At 37.2% G+C, this 26,432-nt stretch carries 28 protein-coding genes; 27 read left to right on the forward strand and 1 reads right to left on the reverse strand.

Features of this window, described 5'->3' with window-relative positions:
* Nucleotides 1-82: 82 nt before the first annotated feature.
* The 21 genes from SM124_RS03800 to SM124_RS03900 all read left to right on the forward strand — a co-directional run bounded on the left by SM124_RS03800 (nt 83) and on the right by SM124_RS03900 (nt 21,079).
* On the forward strand, nt 83-1,228 hold the full coding sequence (locus SM124_RS03800; protein WP_322445411.1) for a cysteine desulfurase family protein: 1,146 nt from the start codon (nt 83-85) through the stop codon (nt 1,226-1,228).
* Nucleotides 1,229-1,270: 42 nt separating this feature from the next.
* Nucleotides 1,271-2,386: a tRNA 2-thiouridine(34) synthase MnmA gene (gene mnmA, locus SM124_RS03805; RefSeq protein ID WP_322445412.1), complete on the forward strand. Its 1,116-nt coding sequence runs from the start codon at nt 1,271-1,273 to the stop codon at nt 2,384-2,386.
* A gap of 346 nt (nt 2,387-2,732) precedes the next feature.
* On the forward strand, nt 2,733-3,398 hold the full coding sequence (locus tag SM124_RS03810) for a tetratricopeptide repeat protein (protein ID WP_322445413.1): 666 nt from the start codon (nt 2,733-2,735) through the stop codon (nt 3,396-3,398).
* A gap of 69 nt (nt 3,399-3,467) precedes the next feature.
* Nucleotides 3,468-5,876: an SF1B family DNA helicase RecD2 gene (recD2, locus tag SM124_RS03815; RefSeq protein WP_322445414.1), complete on the forward strand. Its 2,409-nt coding sequence runs from the start codon at nt 3,468-3,470 to the stop codon at nt 5,874-5,876.
* Between the two features lie 102 nt (nt 5,877-5,978).
* The gene (locus SM124_RS03820) at nt 5,979-6,176 is read left to right on the forward strand and encodes a hypothetical protein (protein WP_322445415.1); all 198 of its coding nucleotides are present in this window, start codon (nt 5,979-5,981) and stop codon (nt 6,174-6,176) included.
* A 52-nt stretch (nt 6,177-6,228) separates the two neighbouring features.
* Entirely contained in the window at nt 6,229-6,708 is a 480-nt protein-coding gene (locus SM124_RS03825) for a PRC-barrel domain-containing protein (RefSeq protein ID WP_322445416.1), read from the forward strand.
* A gap of 49 nt (nt 6,709-6,757) precedes the next feature.
* Nucleotides 6,758-6,949: a YrzR-like zinc ribbon domain gene (locus SM124_RS03830; RefSeq protein ID WP_322445417.1), complete on the forward strand. Its 192-nt coding sequence runs from the start codon at nt 6,758-6,760 to the stop codon at nt 6,947-6,949.
* Nucleotides 6,950-6,997: 48 nt separating this feature from the next.
* Nucleotides 6,998-7,132, forward strand: coding sequence for a YrzQ family protein (locus SM124_RS03835; protein WP_322445418.1), 135 nt, complete (start codon nt 6,998-7,000; stop codon nt 7,130-7,132).
* A 207-nt stretch (nt 7,133-7,339) separates the two neighbouring features.
* Nucleotides 7,340-8,413: an AI-2E family transporter gene (locus tag SM124_RS03840; RefSeq protein WP_322445419.1), complete on the forward strand. Its 1,074-nt coding sequence runs from the start codon at nt 7,340-7,342 to the stop codon at nt 8,411-8,413.
* A gap of 341 nt (nt 8,414-8,754) precedes the next feature.
* Entirely contained in the window at nt 8,755-11,388 is a 2,634-nt protein-coding gene (gene alaS, locus SM124_RS03845) for an alanine--tRNA ligase (RefSeq protein WP_322445420.1), read from the forward strand.
* A gap of 77 nt (nt 11,389-11,465) precedes the next feature.
* A complete protein-coding gene (locus SM124_RS03850; protein WP_322445421.1) occupies nt 11,466-11,735 on the forward strand; it encodes an IreB family regulatory phosphoprotein in 270 nt (89 codons plus the stop codon).
* Nucleotides 11,736-11,739: 4 nt separating this feature from the next.
* Nucleotides 11,740-12,156 (forward strand): Holliday junction resolvase RuvX, encoded by a 417-nt coding sequence (ruvX, locus tag SM124_RS03855; protein ID WP_322445422.1) that lies wholly within the window; start codon nt 11,740-11,742, stop codon nt 12,154-12,156.
* 13 nt (nt 12,157-12,169) lie between these two features.
* Nucleotides 12,170-12,454 carry a DUF1292 domain-containing protein gene (locus SM124_RS03860; RefSeq protein WP_322445423.1) on the forward strand — a complete coding sequence of 95 codons (285 nt, stop codon included), beginning with the start codon at nt 12,170-12,172 and terminating at the stop codon, nt 12,452-12,454.
* A 230-nt stretch (nt 12,455-12,684) separates the two neighbouring features.
* Nucleotides 12,685-13,815 (forward strand): endolytic transglycosylase MltG, encoded by a 1,131-nt coding sequence (mltG, locus tag SM124_RS03865; RefSeq protein ID WP_322445424.1) that lies wholly within the window; start codon nt 12,685-12,687, stop codon nt 13,813-13,815.
* Nucleotides 13,816-14,056: 241 nt separating this feature from the next.
* A complete protein-coding gene (locus SM124_RS03870) occupies nt 14,057-14,695 on the forward strand; it encodes an O-methyltransferase (RefSeq protein WP_322445425.1) in 639 nt (212 codons plus the stop codon).
* Nucleotides 14,696-14,700: 5 nt separating this feature from the next.
* A complete protein-coding gene (locus SM124_RS03875) occupies nt 14,701-15,630 on the forward strand; it encodes a peptidase U32 family protein (RefSeq protein ID WP_322445426.1) in 930 nt (309 codons plus the stop codon).
* Between the two features lie 57 nt (nt 15,631-15,687).
* On the forward strand, nt 15,688-16,959 hold the full coding sequence (locus SM124_RS03880; RefSeq protein ID WP_322445427.1) for a peptidase U32 family protein: 1,272 nt from the start codon (nt 15,688-15,690) through the stop codon (nt 16,957-16,959).
* A 5-nt stretch (nt 16,960-16,964) separates the two neighbouring features.
* On the forward strand, nt 16,965-17,600 hold the full coding sequence (gene udk, locus SM124_RS03885; protein WP_322445428.1) for a uridine kinase: 636 nt from the start codon (nt 16,965-16,967) through the stop codon (nt 17,598-17,600).
* Between the two features lie 272 nt (nt 17,601-17,872).
* The gene (greA, locus tag SM124_RS03890) at nt 17,873-18,349 is read left to right on the forward strand and encodes a transcription elongation factor GreA (protein WP_322445429.1); all 477 of its coding nucleotides are present in this window, start codon (nt 17,873-17,875) and stop codon (nt 18,347-18,349) included.
* A gap of 106 nt (nt 18,350-18,455) precedes the next feature.
* Nucleotides 18,456-20,225 (forward strand): peptidoglycan D,D-transpeptidase FtsI family protein, encoded by a 1,770-nt coding sequence (locus SM124_RS03895; RefSeq protein WP_322445430.1) that lies wholly within the window; start codon nt 18,456-18,458, stop codon nt 20,223-20,225.
* Nucleotides 20,226-20,422: 197 nt separating this feature from the next.
* The gene (locus tag SM124_RS03900; RefSeq protein ID WP_322445431.1) at nt 20,423-21,079 is read left to right on the forward strand and encodes a YrrS family protein; all 657 of its coding nucleotides are present in this window, start codon (nt 20,423-20,425) and stop codon (nt 21,077-21,079) included.
* 252 nt (nt 21,080-21,331) lie between these two features.
* Here the strand turns inward: SM124_RS03900 and SM124_RS03905 are convergent, their stop codons facing one another.
* Nucleotides 21,332-21,538 (reverse strand): DUF2536 family protein, encoded by a 207-nt coding sequence (locus tag SM124_RS03905; protein WP_322445432.1) that lies wholly within the window; start codon nt 21,536-21,538, stop codon nt 21,332-21,334.
* A gap of 244 nt (nt 21,539-21,782) precedes the next feature.
* Here SM124_RS03905 and SM124_RS03910 point away from each other — a divergent pair, with 244 nt between their 5' ends.
* From SM124_RS03910 to SM124_RS03935, 6 genes are all read left to right on the forward strand, one after another.
* Nucleotides 21,783-22,418, forward strand: a complete 636-nt coding sequence (locus SM124_RS03910; protein ID WP_322445433.1) for a class I SAM-dependent DNA methyltransferase — start codon at nt 21,783-21,785, stop codon at nt 22,416-22,418.
* 15 nt (nt 22,419-22,433) lie between these two features.
* On the forward strand, nt 22,434-23,138 hold the full coding sequence (gene mtnN, locus SM124_RS03915) for a 5'-methylthioadenosine/S-adenosylhomocysteine nucleosidase (RefSeq protein WP_322445434.1): 705 nt from the start codon (nt 22,434-22,436) through the stop codon (nt 23,136-23,138).
* Between the two features lie 21 nt (nt 23,139-23,159).
* Nucleotides 23,160-24,083 carry a PLP-dependent cysteine synthase family protein gene (locus SM124_RS03920; protein ID WP_322445435.1) on the forward strand — a complete coding sequence of 308 codons (924 nt, stop codon included), beginning with the start codon at nt 23,160-23,162 and terminating at the stop codon, nt 24,081-24,083.
* The gene (locus SM124_RS03925) at nt 24,084-25,220 is read left to right on the forward strand and encodes a bifunctional cystathionine gamma-lyase/homocysteine desulfhydrase (RefSeq protein WP_322445436.1); all 1,137 of its coding nucleotides are present in this window, start codon (nt 24,084-24,086) and stop codon (nt 25,218-25,220) included. It begins immediately after the preceding gene.
* Between the two features lie 399 nt (nt 25,221-25,619).
* Nucleotides 25,620-25,880, forward strand: coding sequence for a YrhC family protein (locus tag SM124_RS03930; RefSeq protein WP_322445437.1), 261 nt, complete (start codon nt 25,620-25,622; stop codon nt 25,878-25,880).
* Nucleotides 25,881-26,285: 405 nt separating this feature from the next.
* Nucleotides 26,286-26,426, forward strand: a complete 141-nt coding sequence (locus tag SM124_RS03935) for a YrzI family small protein (RefSeq protein ID WP_322445438.1) — start codon at nt 26,286-26,288, stop codon at nt 26,424-26,426.
* Nucleotides 26,427-26,432 lie beyond the last annotated feature (6 nt).

Raw genomic sequence — 26,432 nt, forward strand, 5'->3', positions numbered from 1 at the left:
TAAAAAATAGTTTTAGCTGTTTATGAGAAACTAGACATCAATAGAACTATTTCATAAGAAACCAATCAAGAAGGTGAAGTTTTTGGAACGGATTTATGTCGACCATGCAGCTACTTCTCCCATGCACCCTCAAGTGATAGAAAGAATGACCTCGGTGATGAAAAATCAATTCGGAAATCCTTCGAGTATTCATTCTTATGGGAGAGAGGCGCGTCATATTATAGACGAAGCTAGGGATGTGTTAGCGAAAAGCATTCATGCTAATCCAAATGAGATTATTTTTACAAGTGGCGGGACAGAGGCAGATAATTATGCCATTCTTGGAGTAGCGGAAGCCTATAAAGATAATGGGAAACACATTATAACAACAAAAATAGAACACCATGCTGTTCTACATACATGCGAGCAACTAGACAAACAAGGCTATGAAATATCCTATTTGTCAGTAGATGAAAACGGGGTTATATCTATTGAAGAACTGAAAAAAGAACTTCGTGATGATACGATTCTTGTGACGATGATGTATGGCAACAATGAAGTGGGTTCAATTCAACCAATTAAAGAGGTTGGAGAAATTCTTTCAAACCATCAAGCCATTTTTCATACAGATGCGGTTCAAGCATACGGTGTAGAACAGATTGACGTTGCAGACCTGAAAGTAGATCTACTTTCTGTTTCGGCTCATAAAGTGAACGGCCCTAAAGGTATCGGTTTTTTATATGCGAAAAAGGGAATTAAACTTTCTCCAAGAACTTTTGGCGGTGAACAGGAAAGAAAACGTAGAGCGGGTACAGAAAATGTTTCGTCAATTGCAGGTTTTCAAGAAGCAGTCAAAATAGCAGATCAGGAAGCAGAAACGAAGACTAAACAATTCATGGAATTTAAAAATCGTTTTATTCAAATTCTTGAAAATGAAGAAATCACTTTTCACCTGAACGGATTACTTGAAAATTCTCTTCCTCATGTTTTAAACTTAAGCTTTCCGGGAACTGATGTTGAGTCCATGTTGGTCAACTTAGACTTAGCGGGTATTTCTGCTTCAAGTGGTTCAGCTTGTACAGCTGGCTCTATAGACCCCTCCCACGTTTTAGTAGCAATGTTTGGGAAGGATTCAGAAAGAATTAGAAATTCTATTCGTTTTAGCTTCGGTTTATATAATACCATGGAGCAAATCGAAAAAGTTGCCGAAGAAACAGCTAAAATCGTCAAAAGGCTTACAAGAAGCTGAAAATAGATTAGCGAAGAATATAAAAAGCGAGGTGAATCTTTTATGAAAAAAGATCCTAAAGACACACGTGTAGTCATTGGTATGTCTGGGGGAGTTGATTCCTCAGTCGCTGCTTTAGTTTTAAAGGAGCAAGGCTATGATGTTATCGGTATTTTTATGAAAAACTGGGACGATACAGATGAGAATGGTGTATGTACCGCAACAGAGGATTATAATGATGTCATCCGAGTATGTAACCAAATTGGTATTCCATACTATGCCGTTAACTTCGAAAAACAATATTGGGATAAAGTGTTCCAATACTTTTTAGATGAATATAAAGCCGGTAGAACACCTAACCCGGATGTAATGTGTAATAAAGAAATTAAATTCAAAGCTTTTTTAGAGCATGCTCTAAGTTTAGGCGCGGATTATTTGGCGACTGGCCACTATGCGCAAGTTGAATTCCGTGATGGTGAGTATAAAATGCTTCGTGGTAAGGATGAAAATAAAGATCAAACTTACTTCTTAAATCAATTAACTCAAGAACAGCTTGAAAAAGTTATGTTTCCAATTGGAAATATAGAAAAATCAAAGGTTAGAGAGTTAGCTAAAGAGGCGGATTTAGCTACTGCTACGAAAAAGGATAGTACAGGTATCTGTTTCATAGGAGAACGTAATTTTAAAGAGTTTTTAAGTAACTACTTACCTGCACAGCCTGGAAATATGGAAACGATGGAAGGGCAAGTAGTTGGAAAACATGATGGATTAATGTACTATACCATTGGTCAACGTCACGGTCTCGGTATCGGTGGAGCGGGAGAACCATGGTTTGTCATTGGAAAAGACTTAGAACGAAATGTATTAATTGTAGGTCAATCCTTCCATAATGAATTATTGTATTCAGATTCCCTAACAGCTACCAATATTAGCTGGGTTACAAACAAATCAGTTGCCGAAACATTTGAATGCACAGCAAAATTCAGATACCGTCAGCCAGATAATAAAGTGACAGTACAAACACTAGGTAATGGAGAAGTAAAAGTAATCTTCCATGAACCAATTCGAGCAATTACACCTGGACAAGCAGTCGTTTTCTATAGTGGAGACGAGTGTTTAGGCGGAGGCACCATTGACAAAGTATTTAAAAATGGTGAGCGTTTAACTTATGTAGGATAAGAAGAAAGCCTCGATTCAATAAGAGTCGAGGTTTATTTCATTATGATTGAACTTGATGTTCGAGACATGCGTAGTTAAACTGAAAATCAGTTATGATATAATTAAGCTTTAATAACTTACTTTTTTTGTTATGGAGCAATGTTGATTACATAGCCGTGTTGATTGGAGCGGATGGTGCTTGACTCCTACGGGAGCAGCGGTACAGGGGAGACCCCACAGGTGCGATAGCACCGAGGAGGCTCCCCGACCGCCCCGTGGAAAGCAAGCACCAGGAGCGGAAATCAGCACCCAAACTTAACAGAGTTCTATTAGAATACATATTTAATTTATATACGGAGTGTGACTTATGGATAAAAATCAACAAGGAATTGAACTAATGAAAGAAGGAAAATGGGAAGAAGCAGCTAAATTATTTAATGAGGCTATTCAAGAAAACCCAAACGACCCAGTTTCTTATATTAATTTTGGGAATGTTCTATCAGCTGTAAACGAAAAAGAAAAAGCATTGAAATTTTTTGAAAAAGCCATTGAAATGGATGAAAATGCTATAGTGGCTTATTATAGCGCAGGAAACCTCTACTTTGAAGAAGAGAACTTTGTAGCAGCTAAAGATATGTTCGAAACGGCATTAAAAAAGGGTCTAAACTCAAGTGATAATTACTTTATGCTTGGTTTAACTTTAATCCAATTAGAACAACCGCGTCTAGCTCTACCATACCTACAACGTAGCGTTGAACTAAATGAGGAAGATGTAGATGCAAAATTCCAATATGGCCTTTGCCTAGCACAACAAGAATATCTAGACGAAGCAATCGAACAATTCGAAAAGTGTATCGAACTAGACCCTCAACATGCAGACGCTTTCTATAACTTAGGAGTAGCTTACGGATACAAAGAAAACGGCCCAAAAGCACTTGAAATGTTCGAAAAAGCACTAGAAGTCCAACCCGACCATCTACTAGCAGGCTACGGTAAAAAACTAATTACAAAAGATGAGTCAAAACCGCATTAAGAATGTATTAGTCAAATACATTCTTAATATATAGTATTTTAAATATGATAAAAGAAAGGAGGCGAGATTTTGGAAGGACAAGAAACTCTAGATCTTTTTAATGATCAAGGAAAATTTATAAAAGGCAAACATTTAGTTACAATATTTCACAACGAAAGCAACCTTTATACGGTTATGAGAATCCGTTTGGAAGAGACAAACCTTGACTATGACGATAAAGAGGCTGTTATAACGGGCTATCTTCCTAAAGTACATGAAGGGGAAACATACATATTCTATGGGGAAATGAAGGATCATCCTAAATTCGGTCTACAGTTTCAAGTAGAGCACTTTAGAAAAGAACTACCTCAAACAAAGCAGGGCGTTGTGGCGTATCTCTCTAGTGACCTTTTTAAAGGCATCGGCAAGAAAACGGCAGAATCCATTGTAGATACATTAGGTGAAAATGCCATTACGAAAATATTAAATCAACCTTCCCTACTCGATAATATTCCAAAACTCCCTCCTGAAAAAGCAAAAATTCTCTATGATGCTTTAATGGAACACCAAGGGCTGGAGCAGGCAATGATTGCCTTAAATCAATATGGCTTTGGTCCACAGTTAGCAATGAAAATCTACCAGGTATATAAAGATCAGACAGTACAAATCATTCAGTCGAATCCGTACAAACTAGTAGAGGATGTTGAAGGAATTGGTTTTACAAGAGCGGATGACTTAGGCTCCCAATTAGGAATTTCAGGAAATCATCCTGACCGAATTAAAGCAGCTTGCCTTTATACACTTGAAAATGAATGCATGCAAAAAGGACATGTTTACATTCATGCTAAGAATCTTCTTGAGTTAGTTAAAGTTCTGTTGGAGGAAAGTCAAAGTGCTTTAATTGAGTTTAAAGATATATCAAACGAAATGATCAAGCTACAAGAAGAGGGGAAAGTGGTAATTGAAGAAAGACTAATTTATCTCCCTTCTCTGTATTATGCCGAAAAAGGTTTGGTTACAAAAATTAAACGTCTTTTGGATCAAGATCAATATGATGATCAATTTCCTGAATCGGAATTTTTGCTAGCCCTTGGAAATCTTGAAGAACGTTTGAAAGTTCATTATGCTCCAACCCAAAAAGACGCTATCCAAAAAGCATTAATGTCTCCAATGTTGATTTTAACAGGTGGACCAGGAACAGGTAAAACAACAGTTATCAAAGGAATCGTGGAGCTTTATGCTGATTTACATGGTTGTTCGCTAGATCCTAAAGACTACAAAGAAGATGAACCTTTCCCGTTTCTTTTAGCAGCTCCAACCGGACGAGCCGCTAAGCGAATGACGGAGTCAACCGGGTTACCAGCAGTCACGATTCATCGATTGCTTGGATGGAACGGTACAGAAGGGTTTAACAAGGATGAAGATAACCCTTTAGACGGTAAAATTATTATTGTGGACGAAACATCCATGTTAGATGTTTGGTTAGCAAACCAGCTATTCAAGTCGCTTCCAGAAAATATCCAAGTTATCCTCGTTGGTGACGAGGACCAACTGCCATCTGTTGGACCAGGACAAGTTCTGAAGGATTTATTGCAATCGGAACGGATTCCATCGGTACGATTAACAGATATTTATCGTCAAGCAGAAGGGTCCTCTATCATTGAATTAGCCCATGATATAAAAAAAGGGATGCTGCCAAATGAGGTTTCAGCTCAGCAAGGCGACCGTTCTTTTATCAAATGTACAGCTAATCAAATTGCGGATGTCGTCGAAAAAGTAGTAGTTAATGCTAAGAAAAAGGGTTATACCAAAAAAGATATACAAGTGTTAGCTCCAATGTACAGAGGGCCTGCTGGTATTGATAAGTTAAATGGCCTCATGCAGGAAATATTTAATCCTAATCCTGATCGTTCCCGTAAGGAAATTTCCTTTGGAGATGTAAAGTACAGAACAGGTGATAAGGTCCTTCAGCTAGTTAATCAACCGGAAAATAATGTGTATAACGGAGATATGGGAGAAATTGTTTCGATTTTTTATGCAAAAGAAAATACGGAAAAAGAAGACATGATTGTCGTTTCTTTTGATGGAATAGAGGCAACATATACCCGTCAGGACCTAAATCAAATCACACATGCATATTGCTGTTCGGTACATAAATCACAGGGAAGTGAATTTCCCATTGTCATCCTTCCTGTTGTCAAAAGCTACTACCGGATGCTTAATCGTAATCTAATTTATACAGCTATTACTAGGAGTAAGAAGTTCCTTATTTTATGTGGAGAAGAAGACGCTCTAAGGATGGGAGTAGCAAGAGCGGAAGAACAAGCCCGATTAACTTCTTTAAAAATAAAACTTCAAGAAACACTAAATCCGACTAACAAGGTTAAAATCGTCATAGAGGAAGATGATCATATCCCTTATGAGGAAAAAATTATGGATGTTGATCCGATGATTGGTATGGAGAATATAACTCCTTATGATTTTATGCTGAACAAATAAACCAACATGACGAAGAAAGTGAAGGAGTACCATTTTTGGTGCTTCTTTTTACGTTTTATAGGGCATTTTTTAAAGAAACTAATAGTAGCGAGGTGATATTTGATGTCTAAATTAAATCATGAAGCTGCGCCAAACTTAAATTTAGGGTCAAAGGTTTTACGTACTTCAAACTTAATTTCAGATAAAGCAAACCATGAATTTTTTCTGAGGAACTTTCTGACGGTGGAGAAAGAAACGAAATCATTTCCCGCCAAAAGAAGCAAAATCGAAAATAAAGATGGAAAGAACAACAGAGTTTAAGAAAATCCCTTAAGTAAACACTATTAATGTTCGGAAAGGTGGGAGAAATCTTTTGCGAACATTTTCTTTATTAAAAGGGCTCCCAGTATATGTAAAGAGTAGAGGAACTAAAATTGGTGAAGTGAATGATCTAAATATTTCCTGCGATGGAATGGTCAAAGGGTTATTATTAAAAAAAGGTGCATTCTTCAAGAAAAATTATCTAATTGATATTAAAGATGTAACCTCTTTTGGTTGGGATGGGATTATGGTAGAGAGTAAAAGAGTGCTCCGGCACATTAAAAAGCCGGAAGACTACACATTTTCTAGTACCCAGCCTTTGACAGGGAAGATGCTGATTACAGCTGAAGGTGAAAAGTTAGGATTAATAGAAGATGTATATTTTCTAGAAGAAATGGGCACAATCGTAGGGTATGAATGTTCGGATGGCTTCTTTTCAGATATTACGGAAGGGAAGCGGGTCGTAAAGACCGATGAGCCACCTGCGATAGGGAAAGACGCCATCATAGTAAACGTTAAAAAGCAGTCATAGTTAGAAAAGGATTTGTACTGCTCAAATATCAACGTGAGGTGTCTTTTGCATGTTAAAGTGTCCTAACTGTCAAAGTAAAGATATTGGTAAGATTGGTATAAACCAATATTATTGCTGGAATTGCTTTATTGAACTCTCTTTAACAAAAGGAATTATTAACACCCATCAAGTAGAAGAGGATGGAACATTGAGTTCATTAGATGATTTGTTTGACGAAGAATTGCGAAAGTTTAGTTCATAACCTTTGGTCCATTTCTTCCTGTTCAAATTTGAGATAGGGGTGAGCCATATGCGTAAAATGATTACATCTGCAATTGCCTTCGGAGCAGGTATGGCAGCTTATAATTATATGCAAAAAAATAACATGATGTCTAACCGACAAATGAAGAAAATTCAAAAGCGAATCACTAAAGCCTTAGGATAAACTTTAAACCCCTCTAAATCAGAGGGGTTTATTTATTAGGTAAGAAAGTATATGTTTTCTGAAGTTAGACTACTGTCTAGCTCCAGCGCCCAGTGGACTTCGCTAAACGGGGCGCTTGCGCTTTTCTTAGCGATAACAGAAATCATCTATTGTTTCGCATAATTTTTTCTGATGCACTCACAATAAGAGGGAAGGAGGCGGGAGTATTTGGATATTCGTATGAAATGGTTTTATCGACTGGGATTTCTACTTCTCTTGCTTGTTGTATTTTTTGTGTTTTTTAAATTACAAGATATATGGATGCCTGCTTTAAGGGTTTTTTATGCGATATTAACTCCATTCTTAATTGCAGCATTCATTACATATTTACTCCATCCCGTAGTTGAAAAGCTACATGAAAGTAACTTACCAAGATGGTTAGCAGTCCTTATCATATACACCATTTTCTTCGGAGGTATTGGAATGGCGTTGTATAAAGGGATTCCAGCCTTTATCCTTCAACTTCGAGATCTAACCGAAAATGCACCTAATTTTACGAACCAATATAGAGAGTGGATTAAGTTGATACAGCAGCAGACATCGACTTGGCCAGATGGTGTACAAAGCCAGATTGATGAAAGTATCATTGCGCTAGAAAAAGCATTAAATCAAGTATTAGAAAACGTTTTAGATTTATTGATGAATAGTCTAAATTTGCTTTTTTTAATGGCAATCATTCCGTTTATTGCCTTTTATATGTTAAAAGATTTTGATGTGATGAAAAAGGCTGCCTGGTATTTAACCCCGAGAAAATGGCGTCACGAAGGAATCCTTTTTCTAAGAGATGTGGATCAATCTCTTGGGAATTATATAAGAGGACAATTATTAGTTTGTGTCGTCATAGGTGGTATATCTGCTCTTCTATTCTGGTTAATCGGGATGAGATATCCTCTCTTACTGGGATTGATAGTTGGACTTACGAATATTATCCCTTACTTTGGTCCAATAATTGGTGCAATTCCTGCTTTGATTATTGCTGCGACCATTTCAGTTAAAATGGTGATTTACTCATTGATTATTATTTTTATCTTGCAGTTTTTAGAGGGCAATATCCTATCTCCTTTAATTGTCGGTAAAAGTCTTCATATGCATCCGTTAATGATTATGTTTGCTTTAATAGCAGGAGGGGAAGTTGGCGGTATTATGGGGTTAATTTTGGCCGTACCGATTTTAGCGATTTTGAAAGTAAGTCTAGTGCATGCGAAAAATCATTTTGTAAAATTGAATGCACAACAACATTGACAAACCACTTTTTAAATCGCTATAATTCGTTCTATAAGATTATAGTTAAACATGATGAAGGACCAAGTATGTTATAGTCCATCTAAGTGCAGAGCACGCTAGAGAGGAATTTCCTAGGCTGAAAGAAATTCTAGATGAAGGATAACAGAAAGCTATTCCAGAGTGCAGTTAATTCCTGCCGTCTAACCGCGTTAAGGTGTATTGAGAGGTGAATGTTGTTTCTTAACATTCATAATCAGGGTGGTACCGCGAGTCTAGTCCTCGTCCCTGTTTTGGGATGAGGGCTTTTTTGTGTCTAATTTTATGTAAAAAATGGTTAAAAAATAGGGAGGCTAATGAAGTTGAAAAAGCTTACAGGTTCACAAATTCGTTCGATGTATTTAGATTTCTTTAAAGAGAAAGGGCATGCGGTTGAACCAAGTGCACCACTAGTTCCGCACGATGACCCTTCATTACTATGGATTAACAGTGGAGTAGCGACTCTAAAAAAATATTTTGATGGTCGTATCATTCCTTCTAACCCAAGAATCACGAATGCTCAAAAATCAATCAGAACAAATGATATTGAAAACGTTGGGAAAACAGCACGCCACCATACATTCTTTGAAATGTTAGGTAATTTCTCTATTGGAGAGTATTTTAAAGTTGAGGCTATTGAATGGGCATGGGAATTCTTAACCGACAAAAAGTGGATTGGATTTGATCCAGACCGTCTATCCGTAACTATTCACCCAGAAGATGATGAGGCTTTTGAAATTTGGAGCAAGAAAATTGGATTACCTGAAGAAAGAATTATCCGTCTAGAAGGGAATTTCTGGGATATTGGTGAAGGTCCAAGTGGTCCAAATACAGAGCTATTCTATGATCGTGGTCCTGAATACGGTAATGATGAAAGCGATCCTGAATTATATCCAGGAGGGGAAAACGAGCGATATCTGGAAGTTTGGAACTTAGTTTTCTCTGAATTCAACCATAATTCAGACGGTACATATACTCCACTTCCTAAGAAAAACATTGATACAGGTATGGGTCTTGAGCGTATGGCGTCAGTTGTTCAAGATGTACCAACAAACTTTGATACTGATTTATTCATTCCTATCATTCGTGCAACAGAAGAAATCTCAGGTGTGAAATATGGTAGCAATAAAGAAACAGACGTTGCTTTCAAAGTAATAGCTGATCATATTCGTACGGTTTCCTTCGCAGTAGGAGATGGGGCACTTCCATCAAATGAAGGTCGCGGTTACGTTTTACGTCGTTTATTACGCCGTGCTGTTCGTTATGCAAAGCAAATTAATATTAACCGTCCTTTCATGTTTGAATTAGTACCTGTTGTTGGAGAAATCATGGTGGACTTCTATCCAGAAGTAAAATCAAAGACTGATTTTATCCAAAAGGTAATTAAAAACGAAGAGGAAAGATTCCATGAAACTCTTCATGAAGGCCTTGCGATTCTTTCAAATGTTATTAGTAAAGAAAAGGAAAAAGGTAGCAGCGTTATTCAAGGGGAGGATGTATTCCGCTTATACGATACGTATGGTTTCCCTGTTGAATTAACAGAAGAATATGCTGAAGAAGAAGGAATGACTGTTGACCATGAAGGCTTTGAAAAAGCAATGGAAGAACAACGTGAACGTGCTCGTGCAGCTCGTCAAGATGTTGATTCCATGCAGGTACAAGGCGGAGTTCTTGGAGAAATCAAGGTTGCAAGTGAATTTGTTGGCTATGATAATCTGCAAACGGAAAGTAAAGTTGTAGCGATTATTAAAGACGGTCAATTAGTAGAAGAAGCAAACAGTGGAGAAGAGGTACAATTTATTTTAGATCGTACACCATTCTATGCTGAGAGCGGCGGACAAATTGCTGATGAAGGAACTCTAGTAGCGGATGGCTTAAAAGTTTTAGTTAAAGACGTTCAAAAAGCACCAAATGGGCAAAATCTACATGGGGCTGTTGTTGAGACTGGTACATTAAAAGTCAATTCTACTGTTGTGGCAACGATCGAAGAAGAGAGCAGAGGGAAAGTAATCAGAAATCATACTGCTACACACTTACTTCACCAAGCACTAAAAGATGTACTAGGAACTCACGTAAACCAAGCTGGTTCATTAGTAGAACAAGATCGTCTACGTTTTGACTTCTCTCATTTTGGTCAAGTGAAGCAAGAAGAACTAGAACAAATTGAATCTATTGTTAACGAGAAGATTTGGAAGAGTCTTGGAGTAAACATTGACTATAAAGGAATTGCAGAAGCAAAAGAAATGGGAGCAATGGCTCTATTCGGTGAAAAGTATGGAGATATCGTTCGTGTCGTTCAAATCGGTGATTATAGCTTAGAGCTTTGCGGAGGCTGTCACGTACCTAACACTTCTGTCATTGGCATATTTAAAATCATCTCTGAAAGTGGAATCGGAGCTGGTACTAGACGTATCGAAGCGGTAACAGGTGAAGGTGCTTACAAACTAATGAATGAACAAATTGCTGTATTAAAAGATGCAGCTAGCAAGCTTAAAACAAAACCAACTGAAGTTTCTAGCAGAATTGAAGCACTTCAAGCTGAAATGAAGCAACTTTTAAGAGAAAATGAATCTTTAACAGCTAAATTGGGTAACATTGAAGCAGGAAACCTAGTTGATAAAGTACAGGTAATCGACGGAGTTAACGTTCTATCGGCAAGGGTACAAGGTGCTGATATGAATAACCTTCGTAACATGATGGATGACTTAAAACAAAAACTTGGATCCGCTGTCATTGTATTAGGTAGCCCAAGCGAAGATAAAGTTAACTTAATTGCGGGTGTTACGAAAGATTTAATTGATAAAGGTTACCATGCTGGCAAAATCATTAAAGAAGTAGCAACACGCTGTGGCGGAGGCGGCGGTGGCCGTCCTGATATGGCTCAAGCAGGAGGAAAAGATCCAAATAAGCTTGATGAGGCACTTCAATTTGTTACTGAATGGGTAAAATCCGTTTGATATTAGGACAAAGTAGTGTAAAATGAAGGTAACAATTAACATTTGTCGCGCTTAAACGAAAGAAGCGAGGTGCTTAAATGAGCTCATTTGATAGAACAATGAGATTTAGTTTTCCGGAAGAACCAATCGAACATGATGTAAAGGAAGTTTTATTCCAGGTTCATGAGGCCCTCCAGGAAAAAGGGTATAACCCTATTAATCAAATTGTTGGTTACCTACTGTCCGGAGATCCAGCTTATATCCCAAGGCATCGCGATGCACGGAATATTATTCGTAAGCTAGAGAGAGACGAAATAATTGAAGAGCTTGTGAAGTCATATTTAAAACAACAGCGAGAGGGTTTCTAAACATATGCGGGTATTAGGTTTGGACGTTGGCTCGAAGACAGTGGGAGTTGCCGTAAGCGACGCTTTTGGTTGGACAGCCCAAGGACTCGAAACCATCAAAATAAATGAAGAAGAAAAAGTGTTTGGTTTTGAGCAAATTGGTAAAATTATTAAAGAGAATGAAGTAAGCAAGATTGTCGTAGGTTTGCCAAAGAATATGAATGGCACAATCGGTCCAAGAGGGGAAGCTAGCCAATTTTACGGGCAAGAACTAGAAAAGATGTTCGGCTTGCCTGTTATTTATTGGGACGAGCGTTTAACGACCATGGCCGCTGAACGAGTTCTCCTTGAAGCAGATGTTAGTCGCAAAAAGCGCAAACAAGTCATTGATAAAATGGCAGCGGCACTAATTTTACAAGGCTACTTAGATAGTCAAAAATAATGAGGTGAAAGATATGAACCACGGTGAAAACAATATTACTGTAGTAGATGAAGATGGAAACGAACAATTATGTGAAGTACTATTTACTTTTGATTCTGATGAATTTAAGAAATCTTATGTACTTTACTACCCAATCGGTGACGACAATGATGAAGAAGAAATCGAAATTCATGCTTCAGCATTCATGCCAACTGAAGACAACACAGATGGCGAATTAATGCCGATCGAAACGGAAGAAGAGTGGGATATGATTGAAGAAATGTTAAATACATTTCTTGAAGAGCAAGACGAAGAGTAAAATATTTGGGGGACCGACAATATGTCGGTCTCTTTTTTCTGTTATTTATTAGACGAATAAATTGGATTACTTTCATTGCAAAATATGACGAAGAGGAACGTTAAAAGCGGTTTTATGACATTTTTTGCGACTACATATTGAAAATATAGTATAATAATTCGAGATGCACTAAAAAAGGGTTTGCACAACTCGAGAAAGTCTCAAGCCGTTTTGACAGGAGGGAAAGATTTTTGTCAGTGGAAAATAATCATGATAAAAAAGAATACATTCGTCAAAAAATGTTAGAAAAGCAAGGCGAAGCAAGAATTGTTCGTAGAATAGTATTTATTGTTTCAATTATCTTATTTTTAGGAGTAGGAGCCTCTGTAGCTGGTGGATATTATTACATTCAATCTGCGTTAAAACCAGTAGATCCTACTAATACGAAGGATAAAAAGGTAGAAGTACCGATAGGATCTTCCGTAACAGGTATTGCAAATATATTAGAAAAAAACGGAATTATTAAAGATGCACGTGTTTTTAAATATTATGTAAAGTTAAAAAACGAAGCAGGTTTTATGGCTGGGGAATATGCCTTTAATCCTGCAATGACCTTACCCGAAATTATTAAAAGCTTAAAGACAGGTAAAATTATTACTGAGGAAGTTGTTTTTAAAATTACCGTACCTGAAGGAAAACAACTTGGACAGATTGCTGCCATTATATCTAAACATACAAAGGAAAATGAAAAGCAAGTTTTTGAGAAATTAAATGATAAAGAATTTATTGATAAATTTATGAAAAAGTATCCAAACCTATTAACGGATGAAATCCTTGCAGAAAACATTAAATATCCGTTAGAAGGGTATTTATTTCCAGCAACCTATTCATTTTATAAAGAAGATCCTACTCTTGAAGAAATCGTTAATGAAATGATTAAAAAGACATCGAAGGTTGTAGAGCAATATACAGGTCAAATGGAAGAATGGGAATATACACCGCATCAACTTTTGACGATGGCTTCACTAATTGAAGAGGAAGCTACTGAAAAGCTAGAAAGAGACCAGATTGCCAGTGTTTTTTACAATCGTATGGAGATTGGGATGCCACTTCAAACGGACCCAACCGTACTTTATGCTAAAGGAGAACATGCTGCAAAGGTTTATAAGAAGGATTTACAAATAGATGATCCTTATAATACTTATCAAAATGTTGGGCTAACACCTGGACCAATTGCTAATGCCGGCACAGTATCGATTGAAGCAGCTCTAATTCCAGCAGAAACAGACTATTTATATTTCCTTGCAACAGCCTCCGGAGAAGTCTTATTCTCTAAAACACTTGAAGAGCACAATATTAAGAAAGCACAACACATAAAATAATTTAAACAAAATATTTAGGGGGAAGAAATATTAGCTTTCCCCTTTCATTTATGTTAAAATACTTTAAGTGTCTAAAGGAAGCGACGATAGCGTCTACCACAGTCTACATGATTCCAGCATTTATTTGCCTTAAACGAATCTATCCTGTGAACGCTATTTTTTCATGTCTAAAAGAACATGATAAGAATATAAAAAATTTTATTAAAAGGTTTCACTTTATACAGATTTGAGGTGAAGCAGCTTGATTAACGATAAGCTGCACAATTATATAGAAAAGTTAATTCCAAATAGGACAGAGCTTTTTACGGAAATGGAACAATACGCCCTGCAACACGAGGTACCTATTATGGAGTTAGCTGGTATTGAGGCCATGCTTCAGCTATTAAGAATTCAGCAGCCCAAGAAAATTCTAGAAGTTGGAACAGCCATAGGTTATTCCGCTCTAAGAATGTCTTTTGCAGTACCAAACGCAAACATCGTTACGATAGAAAGAGATGTGGAGCGCTATGAGGTTGCAGAACACTATATTTCTAAGGCTAATAAACAAGAGTACATCCAACTTATTAAGGGAGATGCTCTTGAAGTAGAAGACCGAGTAAAATCTCTTGCTCCATATGATGTTATTTTTATCGATGCAGCAAAAGGTCAGTACAAGCGTTTCTTTGAACTATATTCTAAATATCTCCAACCAGGAGGAATGATTATTACGGACAATGTCTTATTCAAAGGGCTTGTTTGTGATGATGATATAGAGAATAAACGAATTCGTAATCTTGTTCGTAAAATAGATGATTTTAACCATTGGCTCATGAATCATTCTGATTATGATACGGTCATTCTGCCAGTTGGTGATGGAGTTGCCATTAGTAAAAAGAGGTGAAAGAGATGAATAAACCAGAATTGTTAGTAACACCGAAAAGTGTAGATGATATTATCCCGTTGATTGAGGCAGGCGCTGATGCTTTCGTAGTAGGTGAGCAGCGTTTCGGCTTAAGACTTGCTGGAGAATTTACAAAAGAAGAGGTAAAAAAAGCGATCGACTTAGCTCATTCAAAAGGAAAAAAAGTATATGTTGCTATGAATGCCATTTTTCATAATGAAAAAGTAGACGACCTTTATGAGTATGTAAAATACGTAAATGATGCAAACGCGGATGCTATTATTTTTGGAGACCCAGCAGTCCTTATGGTTGCACGTGAAGTGGCTCCTGAAATGAAACTACATTGGAATACAGAAACTACAGCAACGAACTGGTATACATGTAACTACTGGGGTAAAAAAGGCGCTAAACGTGCTGTCCTTGCTCGTGAAATTAACATGGATGCCATTATTGAAATGAAAGAAAATGCTGAGGTAGAAATCGAAATACAAGTACACGGCATGACTGCCATGTTCCAATCGAAGCGTTCTCTACTTGGAAACTATTTTGAGTACCAAGGAAAGGCATTGGAAATTGAAAATCGTAAAGAGAATACCAATATGTTCCTACACGATAAAGAGCGTGAAAATAAGTATCCGATCTATGAGGATGCAAACGGAACTCATATTATGAGCCCTAATGACATCTGCATTATTGATGAGCTTCAGGACATGATTGAAGCAAACGTTGATTCCTTCAAAATTGATGGAGTATTGAAAAGCTCTGAATATATAGAAGCAGTAACAAGATTATATCGAAAAGCAATTGACCTTTGTGTGGAAGACCCTGACAAGTATGACGATGAGAAGGAAGAATTACTAAGTGAAATTGAGAAAATTCAACCAGATAATCGCCCGCTTGATACTGGATTCTTCTTCAAAGAAACAGTCTACTAATTATAAATTTATATAGAACGTAAAATCAGTTATGGAATTAAGGGAGGGTTAAACATCATGACAGTAACAATTAACGAAAAAATTTCACAAATAGTGGACGGTAAACGTGTAATTGTGAAAAAACCAGAGTTATTAGCACCAGCTGGTAACTTAGAAAAGTTAAAAATTGCTGTGCAATATGGCGCAGATGCTGTTTTCATTGGTGGACAAGAGTATGGACTACGCTCGAATGCCGGAAACTTTACATTTGAGGAAATGAAAGAAGGCGTAGAATTTGCAAAGAAATATGGTGCAAAAATTTACGTAACGACAAATATTTTTGCTCATAATGAAAATATTGATGGGTTAGAAGACTATATCCTAGGATTAAAGGACGCAGGAGTTGCCGGAATTATCGTAGCGGATCCTCTAATTATTGAGACATGCCGTCGTTTAGCACCTGAAATCGAAGTACATTTAAGTACACAACAATCTCTTTCAAACTGGAAAGCTGTACAGTTCTGGAAAGAAGAAGGTCTTGAGCGTGTTGTTTTAGCTCGTGAGACAAGTGCGGAAGAAATTCAAGAAATGAAAGAAAAAGTGGATATTGAAATTGAAACGTTTATCCACGGAGCAATGTGTATTGCTTATTCTGGACGTTGTACACTAAGTAACCATATGACTGCTCGTGATTCAAACCGCGGTGGCTGCTGTCAATCATGTCGTTGGGACTATGACTTATATGAGTTAGAAGGAAACAATGAAGTAGCTCTATTTAATGAAGGTGACTCACCTTTTGCTATGAGCCCAAAAGATTTAAAATTAATTGAGTCTATCCCTCGCATGATTGAATTAGGAATCGATAGCTTAAAAATTGAAGGGCGCATGAAGTCTATTCACTATATAGCAACAGTAGTGAGTGTGTATCGTAAAGTAATTGATGCGTACTGTGCTGACCCAGAAAACTTTGTTATTAAAAGAGAATGGTTAGAAGAGTTAGATAAATGTGCTAACCGCGATACTGCAACTGCCTTTTTTGAAGGAGTTCCAGGGTATAAAGAGCAAATGTTTGGTAATCATAGCAAAAAGACAACATTTGACTTTGTAGGACTAGTTCTTGACTATAACGAAGAAACTCAAATGGTAACACTTCAACAAAGAAACTTCTTTAAGCCAGGTCAAGAGGTTGAATTCTTTGGTCCAGAAATTGAAAACTTTACATTTGTAATTGATAAAATTTGGGACGAAGATGGAAATGAACTAGATGCAGCAAGACATCCATTACAGATTGTTAAATTTAAGATGGATAAACCGGTATATCCAAACAACATGATGCGAAAGGAGATCTAGTCAGCATGAACCGCAAACCAGTTGTTATTGGAGTAGCCGGCGGATCAGGATCCGGTAAAACGAGTGTGACTAAATCGATTTATGATTATTTTAAAGGCCACTCTATTCTAATGCTAGAACAAGACTATTACTACAAAGATCAAACACATCTTCCTTTTGAGGAACGCCTTAAAACCAACTATGATCATCCGTTAGCTTTTGATAATGATTTACTGATTGAGCATATTAAAATGCTTCAAAGTTACCAGTCCATTGAAAAACCTGTATACGACTATGCGGTTCATAATCGTTCTGATCAGGTGATTCATGTTGAACCTAAGGATGTTATCATTTTAGAAGGAATTCTTGTATTAGAAGATGAACGACTGCGCAATTTAATGGATATAAAGGTATTTGTTGACACAGATGCGGACATTCGTATTATCCGTAGACTATTCAGGGATATCAAAGAAAGAGGAAGAACAATGGAATCCGTTATTGAACAATACGTGAGCGTTGTTCGACCCATGCATAATCAGTTCATCGAACCAACGAAAAGATATGCTGATGTGATTATCCCAGAAGGTGGTCACAACCATGTGGCTATTGACCTAATGGTAACAAAAATTCAAACAATTCTTGAACAAAAATCATTTTTATGAAACAATAGCATAGAAAATGTAATATATTGAAAATAAGAACTTATTTTCATAAGGTAACTTTTTCGAATGGTTGATATGCAACGATTGAAAAGGCCTAAAGTTTAATTTAAAAAGGTCCATATTGGACATTCAAATGCGCGCCCTTGTAATAAGGACGCGCTCCTATGCATTTACCACTTTAGCGATACTTTTATGCTTTGGAGTAAATGCCATTACATACTTAATTTCCGCAATCTAATTTTGGGGTTGTGAAACTAGAAGGAGTGATTGTTTTGAGTACAGAAAAAGTGTTTCCAATGACATTGGCTGGAAAAGAAAAACTAGAGCAAGAATTAGAGAACTTAAAAACGGTTAAACGTAAAGAAGTTGTAGAGCGTATTAAGATTGCTCGTAGCTTTGGAGATTTATCTGAGAACTCTGAGTACGATTCAGCTAAAGAAGAACAAGCATTTGTTGAAGGACGCATTACAACTCTTGAAAATATGATTCGCAATGCTAAAATTATTACTGAAGATGAAATGGGTACAGATACAGTTTCTTTAGGCCGTTCTGTAACTTTCGTTGAACTACCACAAGGCGATGAAGAAACTTATACGATCGTAGGAAGCGCAGAAGCTGATCCTTTTGAAGGAAAAATTTCTAATGACTCTCCAATCGCTAAAAGCTTAATGGGTAAAAGAGAAGGCGATGAAGTAACGGTTCAAACCCCTGGTGGAGAAATGCGTGTTAGAATTACTAGTATTAAGTAAGTTTATCAATGAGTAACCAATCATAAGGATTTCATTCGTTCAACTTTGTTATTTTGCGTTTGAAATCATTACACCTCGTCAACACTTATGACGAGGTGTTTTTATTATGTGGAGAAAACGAGCGATGGCTTGGCTGATGATTAGTTTAATAATGCTTGCAATGTTGATGGCACGTTTAGTCCAAATACAATTAGTAGCTACAGAAAATTTTACTAGTCATAAGGTGAATTTACTTGAAGCAAGTGTAAAACAGCGATCACAAGAAATGGTTATTGACAATGGGAGAGGGAGTTTTCTTGATCGAAACGGTGAACCCCTTACTCATACCCGTGTTCCTGTCTTAATTCTATTTCCATTTTTAAAGAAAATGGATTGGGATTTAGACAAAGTGGCAAATGTTATCGGAGTCAGTTCATATTCCTTAAAATATGCTGTAGACAATGCAAAGGACCCTTTTGCTTATGGAGATCCAAAACCCCTTCAGTTAACCGAATATCAGATGAAGCAGATTAATGATTTAAAGATTCCTGGTGTGTTTGCAGTTGAAAGAAAATATGCCTTATCTGAATATCCGGCCGAACAGTTACTTGGTATCATTGGGGAAAATGAAAAAGTGTTAAAATCTCGCTACCCAGATAAAGATTTATCACCTCAAACTCTTGTAGGGTTAACAGGGCTAGAAAAAAGTTTTGATGAGTTTCTTCTACCAGATGGTAAATCAAAATTAGTCTATCATGTAGATGCAATTGGTGGCCCTCTATTTGGGATTGATGTAAAATATGTTGAACCAGCCAATCCTTTCTATCCTGTTAATATTAAAACCACAATAGATAAGGACATGCAAAGCCTAGCAGAAAAACTAGTGGATGAACATCACATTGCTAGAGGCGGAATCGTTCTTTTAGATATAGAAAACAATTCTGTTCTTGCTATGGTATCACGTCCAAAAATCAATAAAGAGTCACCTTTTGAAAAAGAAAAGAACGGAATAAAAAACTTAATGTTATCCCAGCAGATTATTGGATCTGTTTTTAAAACAGTAATGGCTGCAGCTGCTATTGACCATGAATTAGATCGTCCTAGTCGGGAATTTGATTGTAGTCGAAAGATTAACGGTGAACCAGACTCAAACTATCAACACGGAATGCTAAACTTTACAGAGAGCTTTGCTAGAAGTTGTAATAATACTTTTGGAACAATAGCTAAGGAGCTAAAAGATATTGATCCAAATATAATAGAGACGTACGCTACAAAATTATCTTTAGTTGGTAAAGTTGGTTGGGAAGGGAATGTCTATCATTTTGAAGATTTTAAACAGTTTTCAGATGAAGACATGGGAAGAGTTTTTTTATCGGAAGATGCGAAAAAAGATAAAAACTTTGTGGCGATGACTGGTATCGGACAACACGAAGTCCGTGCCACTCCGCTTGCAGTGGCTAACATGATGGCTACGATTGCAAGAGGAGGAGAAAAGGATATGGTAAAAGTAGCTTCAGAAGTGGAATATAAGAACGGTACCTCCCTCATACCATTCCCGGACCAGAAGCTGCCTGGTGATAAAATTAAACCTTATACAGCAATGAAATTACAAAAACTACTACGAGAAGTAGTCGTTAACGAAAACGGAACAGGCCGATGGTTTAAAGACCTTCCATACAAGGTTGCAGGGAAATCAGGTACAGCCGAAACAGCCATATATGTGGATGACAAGCAACTGCACAATAAATGGTTTGCGGGGTACTTTCCATACGATCAGCCGAAATATGCACTCGTCACCGTAAACTTAGGTACGCCCATTGATCAGGGTGGAGTAAACCCGTTATTCGCGGATATGGTAAAAGGACTATATGATTTAGATAATGGAAAACAGGAATAAGCTCTCGTCAATAGACGGGAGTTTATCTTTTGAAGACCTAACTGGAAGTAGTTTATCCTTCATGTTTTCATAGAGTCATGGTAGAATGTTGACAAACTGATAAAAAAATATAAAACAAGCTGTATAGTATGAATATCTCAAAACGAAGGTCAATATGATAACTTGTGGAACTCTGAGATTTTAGGAGGTACTTTTTAATGAAATCTGGATATGGTCAATCACGTTTCGATCAGAGAACAAAAAAGCGAAAAGTAAATTTAGTATTAAATACTCTAATCGGAATTGTATTACTTTTAATTATCGTTGTATCAGCAAATATTTTTTTAGGTGATAACGAAGCAGCAGACGAGTCTAAAAAGAATGTGGAAACAAAAGAAGCGACAAAAGAGTCTAATTCATCAGATAACAGTGGATCCGTAGTAGAAGAGGAAGAAGAATCAACCGAAGAGACTGCTGGTGAAGAAACAGATACTCAAGCAGACAGTTCGGAAACAGAAGAAACAGAATCCGTTGAGGGAGAAGAGGTTGTAACGGAAGGTGGAAGTGACCCTAACGTTTTACGAACCATTGTAAATCCAGCTTGGAAGCCTGTTGGAACGGTACAAACAGGAGAGCATGTAACCCAGTTTGGTGGAGTAGACTGGGATGAGATGGTTCAGGCTATTACATACGGGACAGGTTTATCTGAAGATAATATGACTATTTTGTTCTTAGGTAACAACGGTCATAACAAGGCAATAGGAACCGTATATCCTAAAGATAAATCACAATTTTTCCGTGTAAGTATTGAATGGGTTGACGGTGAAGGTTGGAAACCAACAATGGTTGAGGAATTGGCTGAACCAAAACAATAGAAATAGAAAGAGGTAAGTGATTCCTAAGGGAGTTTACTTACCTCTTTTTTGCTTTAAATATATTTAGATTACTGAGTGAATTGTAGCGGAAGGCACTTGACTCCAGCAGGATATAGAGGAAAGGTCGAGACCCCGCAGACGGAACGGCGAGGAGGCTCGACTTCCTCCCTGCGGAAAGCAAGTGCCTGGAGCGGAAAGGAACGGGCAATTATATGGAAAAACCCTTCTCCTAGAAAAAGCCTATAGATGACACTATTTTTTAGCTTTAAAATGTACAACAGCAGAATAAAATTTTCTTCCATTATCATCAAGGTGCATTTGATGGGACACTGAATGAACAGATAATAAAATGGATCTATTAATTTCGATTTGTTTACTAATTTGGCTCTCTAGTGACTTAAGGTCCAAAGCTTCAAAAAATTCAACCTTATCCTCAATTATATCAAGTTGAAAGTTCATTCTACTTCTCCTCCGATTCTTTAAAGATATTCTTCATTATACCAAACGTTCATGTAGGGATAATAATTTAGAAAACCAAGTATTTTGGTTGGGATTATTAAATTAGCTCAATATCAAATGGAAAACAAGAAACTCCTAGTTGAATGTTTCTAGGCAATGTGATAAATTGAGAACAGATTTATTTTAAATTCATACTATACTTATAGGAATTATTTGATTATATATAAAATGGAGCGTGTATATCATGGGGAAAGAGTTTATTGAGCTGTTTGAAGAATGGGCAGACAGTTATGATGATAGCGTGACAGGGCATGATATTGAATATAAGGCTGTATTTTTAAACTACGAAACTATACTTACTCAAGTGGCTAAACGCTCTTTTGGCCAAGTGTTAGAGTTTGGTCCAGGTACAGGGAACTTAACGGAGAAATTATTAAGTTATGGGCTAACAGTGACAGCTGTTGAGCCTTCCTCATCTATGCGTAAAATCGCTATTGAAAAATTACAGAACCGTGCAAATGTTATTGACGGGGATTTTATGAATTTCCCTGAAAGTAACTACCAAACCATTGTTAGTACGTACGCCTTTCATCACTTAACGGATCAAGAGAAATCGGAAGCTGTAGCCTCTTATGGTAAATTGTTAGCTTCTGGTGGTAAAATAGTCTTTGCGGATACAATGTATGAATCTGTCGAAGCTTATAAAGAAGCAATTGCAGATGCGACTGAAAAAGGCTTCCATAATTTAGCAGAGGACTTACAACGTGAATACTACACAACCATTCCTGTTTTAAAGGAGATACTTGAAACAAATGGTTTTAGCGTATCATTCGAACAAATGAATGACTTTGTTTGGATTATGGAGGGTGCTAAACTTTAAAAGAGAGGTTACACAATGAAAATAGCAATTATCGGGGCAATGGAAGAAGAAGTAGCTTTACTAAGAGAAAAAATAGACAATGCAGTACAAGAAACGATTGCTGGTTGTGAGTTCACATCCGGGCAAATGAACAGTGCTGAAGTTATTTTATTGCGTTCAGGAATTGGGAAAGTTAACGCAGCTATGTCTACAACGATACTTTTAGAAAAATTCAAGCCAGACTTTGTTGTGAATACAGGTTCTGCTGGTGGTTTCAATCCAGAACTAAATGTTGGAGATGTCGTTATTTCAACAGAGGCTCGTCATCATGATGTGGACGTAACAGCTTTCGGCTATGAATATGGGCAAGTGCCTCAATTACCGGCTGCCTTTGAAGCAAATGGTGATTTAGTGGCAATTGCTGAAGAAGCAGCAAAAGAAATTACGGATATAAAAGTGGTAAAAGGTTTAATCGCTACAGGGGATTCATTTATGAATGATCCAAAACGAGTAGATGCGATTCGTGATAAGTTTACCAATCTTCAGGCTCTTGAAATGGAAGCAGCTGCTATTGCGCAAGTTTCTTACCAGTTTGGAACTCCTTTTGTGATCATTCGTTCATTATCGGATATCGCAGGGAAAGAATCGGATGTGTCTTTTGAGCAATTTTTAGAAAAAGCAGCTGTTAATTCTGCATCCCTTGTAATGAAGATTGTTGCTGGAATACACAACAAAGGTTAATGGATTCAAGGGGGGAGAATATTGAAGGTATATAAAAATATCCATGAGTTAATTGGTCAAACACCTATCTTGGAATTGACTCAATTCTCGCTGCCTGAAGGGGTTAGGCTATTTGCTAAGCTTGAATTCATGAACCCTGGTGGTAGTGTAAAGGATCGTCTAGGTCAAGAACTTTTAAGAGAAGCGTTTGAAAGCGGAGAGTTAAAAGAAGGCGGCACGGTGATTGAACCGACGGCAGGGAATACGGGAATTGGTTTAGCTCTAGCTGCTATTAATAAAAATATTAAAGTAATGTTCTGTGTGCCAGAGAAATTCAGTATCGAGAAGCAAGAATTGATGAAGGCTTTAGGTGCAGAAATTGTTCATACGCCAACATCTGAAGGAATAAAAGGTGCTATTAAAAAAGCGAAACAATTGTTAGAAGAAATACCAAATTCCTATTGTCCACAGCAATTTGGAAATCCTGCAAATCCTGAAACATATTACAAAACACTAGGACCAGAGATGTGGGAGCAGATGGAAGGTAATATTGGCGTGTTTGTTGCTGGAGCAGGAACAGGCGGAACATTTATGGGGACAGCACGATACTTAAAGGAACAAAATAAAGAAATCAAAACCGTTATCGTTGAGCCAGAGGGGTCAATTTTAAATGGCGGTGAGTCAGGTCCACATAAAACGGAAGGAATCGGGATGGAGTTTCTACCTGATTACATGGATACAAGTTATTTTGATGCCATTCATACGGTTACAGATGTAGATGCTTTCCATTTAGTAAAAGAATTAGCATCAAAGGAAGGCTTACTTGTAGGTAGCTCATCTGGGGCTGCTCTTCATGCTGCGTTGGCTGAAGCAAGTGTTGCAAAAACGGGTACGAATATCGTTGTTATCTTCCCAGATGGAAGTGAACGTTACTTAAGTAAGAAAATTTATGAGGGGGGAATTTAAGTGAAAAGAAAGACAAAGTTAATTCACGGTGGTATTGTTGGTGATCCAACTACAGGTGCAGTATCTACACCTATTTATCAAGTGAGCACTTATAAACAAGAGAGCGTTGGAGTTCATAGTGGGTTTGAATACTCACGTACAGGAAATCCTACTAGACATGCTTTAGAGGAATTAATTAAGGATCTAGAGGGCGGAGAAGCTGGATTTGCTTTTGGCTCCGGTATGGCAGCTATTACAGCTGTGATGATGCTATTTAACAGTGGCGACCATATCATCATGACAGACGATGTTTATGGTGGTACTTACCGTGTGATGTCAAAAGTATTAAATCGATTTGGAATTGAGTCTTCTTTTATTGATACAAGCTCTTTAGAGAACATCGAAAAGGCAATTCAATCGAATACAAAAGCGCTTTATTTAGAAACACCTACAAATCCATTATTAAAAATTACTGATATTGAAGAAGCAACGAAAATTGCTAAAAAGCATAATTTACTAACCATTGTAGACAACACTTTCTCTACACCTTATTGGCAAACTCCAATAGACTTAGGTGCAGATATAGTTCTTCACAGTGCTACAAAGTATATCGGTGGTCACAGTGACGTAGTAGCTGGTTTAGTGGTAGTAAACAGTAAAAAACTAGCTGAAGACTTACATTTCGTTCAAAACTCAACAGGCGGAGTATTAGGACCGCAAGACTCATGGCTATTAATCAGAGGGATTAAAACACTAGGTGTACGTATGGAAGAAACAGAAGCAAACACAAAAGCAATTGTTGAATTCCTACAATTACACCCAGCTGTTGAAAAAATTTACTATCCTGGTTTAGAAACTCACCCAAATCACGCTATCGCTAAAAAACAAGGCGGCGGATTTGGTGGAATGGTATCGTTCGATGTAGGAAGCCAGGAAAACGCAGATAAGCTATTAAGCAAACTAAAATACTTTACATTAGCCGAAAGCTTAGGTGCGGTTGAAAGCTTAATCTCCGTTCCAGCACGCATGACACACGCGTCTATCCCAGCTGAAAGAAGAGCAGAACTAGGAATCACAGACGGCCTAGTACGTATCTCAGTAGGCCTTGAAGACGCAGAAGATCTAATTGAAGATCTTAAACAAGGATTAGAAGTTTAATATTAGATGTTAAAAAAATAGGTAATTGCCTAACTTAGTTAGGTGATTACCTATTTTTTATGCTTGTAGAATTGTTTTACAAAGTTTTTGCTATTTATAGTCTCATTTGATGCCTATACTGAGTTGATTGGAGCGGAAGGCACTTGACTCCTGCAGGATTAGAGGGAATGGGAGACCCCACAGGCGGCACGCCGAGGAGGCTCCCATCCCTCCCTGCGGAAAGCAAGTGCCTGGAGCGGAAATCAACGGGTTAAATTTCTAGGCTATACCAAAAAATAAAGCCATGGGTTCCAATAATTCCATACCATTTTTACTATAAATTACATCCACACTACGACCTATAATTATGTTAATCTTATATAAGATTCATAGTTTATAAGATAGCGCAGGTGAGCAACGATGAAAAAAACAGCAAAACAACTTCATGAAAAAATGGTTGATTTTAAAAGATTTGCTATTGTGCTATTAGCAGCAGGCGTATTTTTTTACCTTGGTGTAATCATTCCAACTGAAACAAAAACAGTTATGGATACAAATATAATGATTATCGCTTCAACGTTATTTTTAATAGCTTCTATGTTACTTTTTGTTGAATCTAAAAAGGCTCGTCAAAAGCTCATGGAGATGGACGAAGGCGAAGAATATTTAATGAAAAAATAACATCCCTTTAGTAATAGGGATGTTATTTTTTTACTTAATTTTCAGTGACAAATTCCCTAAATTAAAAACTTTTTTCAAATTAGGCAGAAAAAGGGTTTACAAATGAAGGGGAAGTGGATATACTTACCAATGTAAGCAAATAAATTCTTTAAAAGGAGGTCGAATGACATGATGATGAAATTAGTAGCTTTACAATGTGGTACACTTCAAAACTTAATATTTACACATTCGACCGTTAAGGAATGGAACGCTTAATTTAGTTTTTTGACTATAACATATCCATGCCGCAGGAAGAATGATGTCCTGCGGCTTTTTATGCCTTCATATCTGGTCGCAGGAAACGTCTCTGCGGCCTTTTTGTGCCTAAAAATCGGATATGTGGAAAAATGTAGGAGGTGAATAGGCATGACATTAAATATTTTATTCTTTTCAGTCAGTATCAATAAAAGAAAAATAACTGGTGAGGACGCTCTTCGTCAGGAAAAGGCTAGAAAAGTCTACTCTGACAATAAGGCTCAGCAAGTAGTTATTCACCGTATGATATAAGGAGGT

Source organism: Robertmurraya mangrovi (genome assembly GCF_034427655.1).
GTDB lineage: Bacteria > Bacillota > Bacilli > Bacillales > Cytobacillaceae > Robertmurraya_A > Robertmurraya_A mangrovi.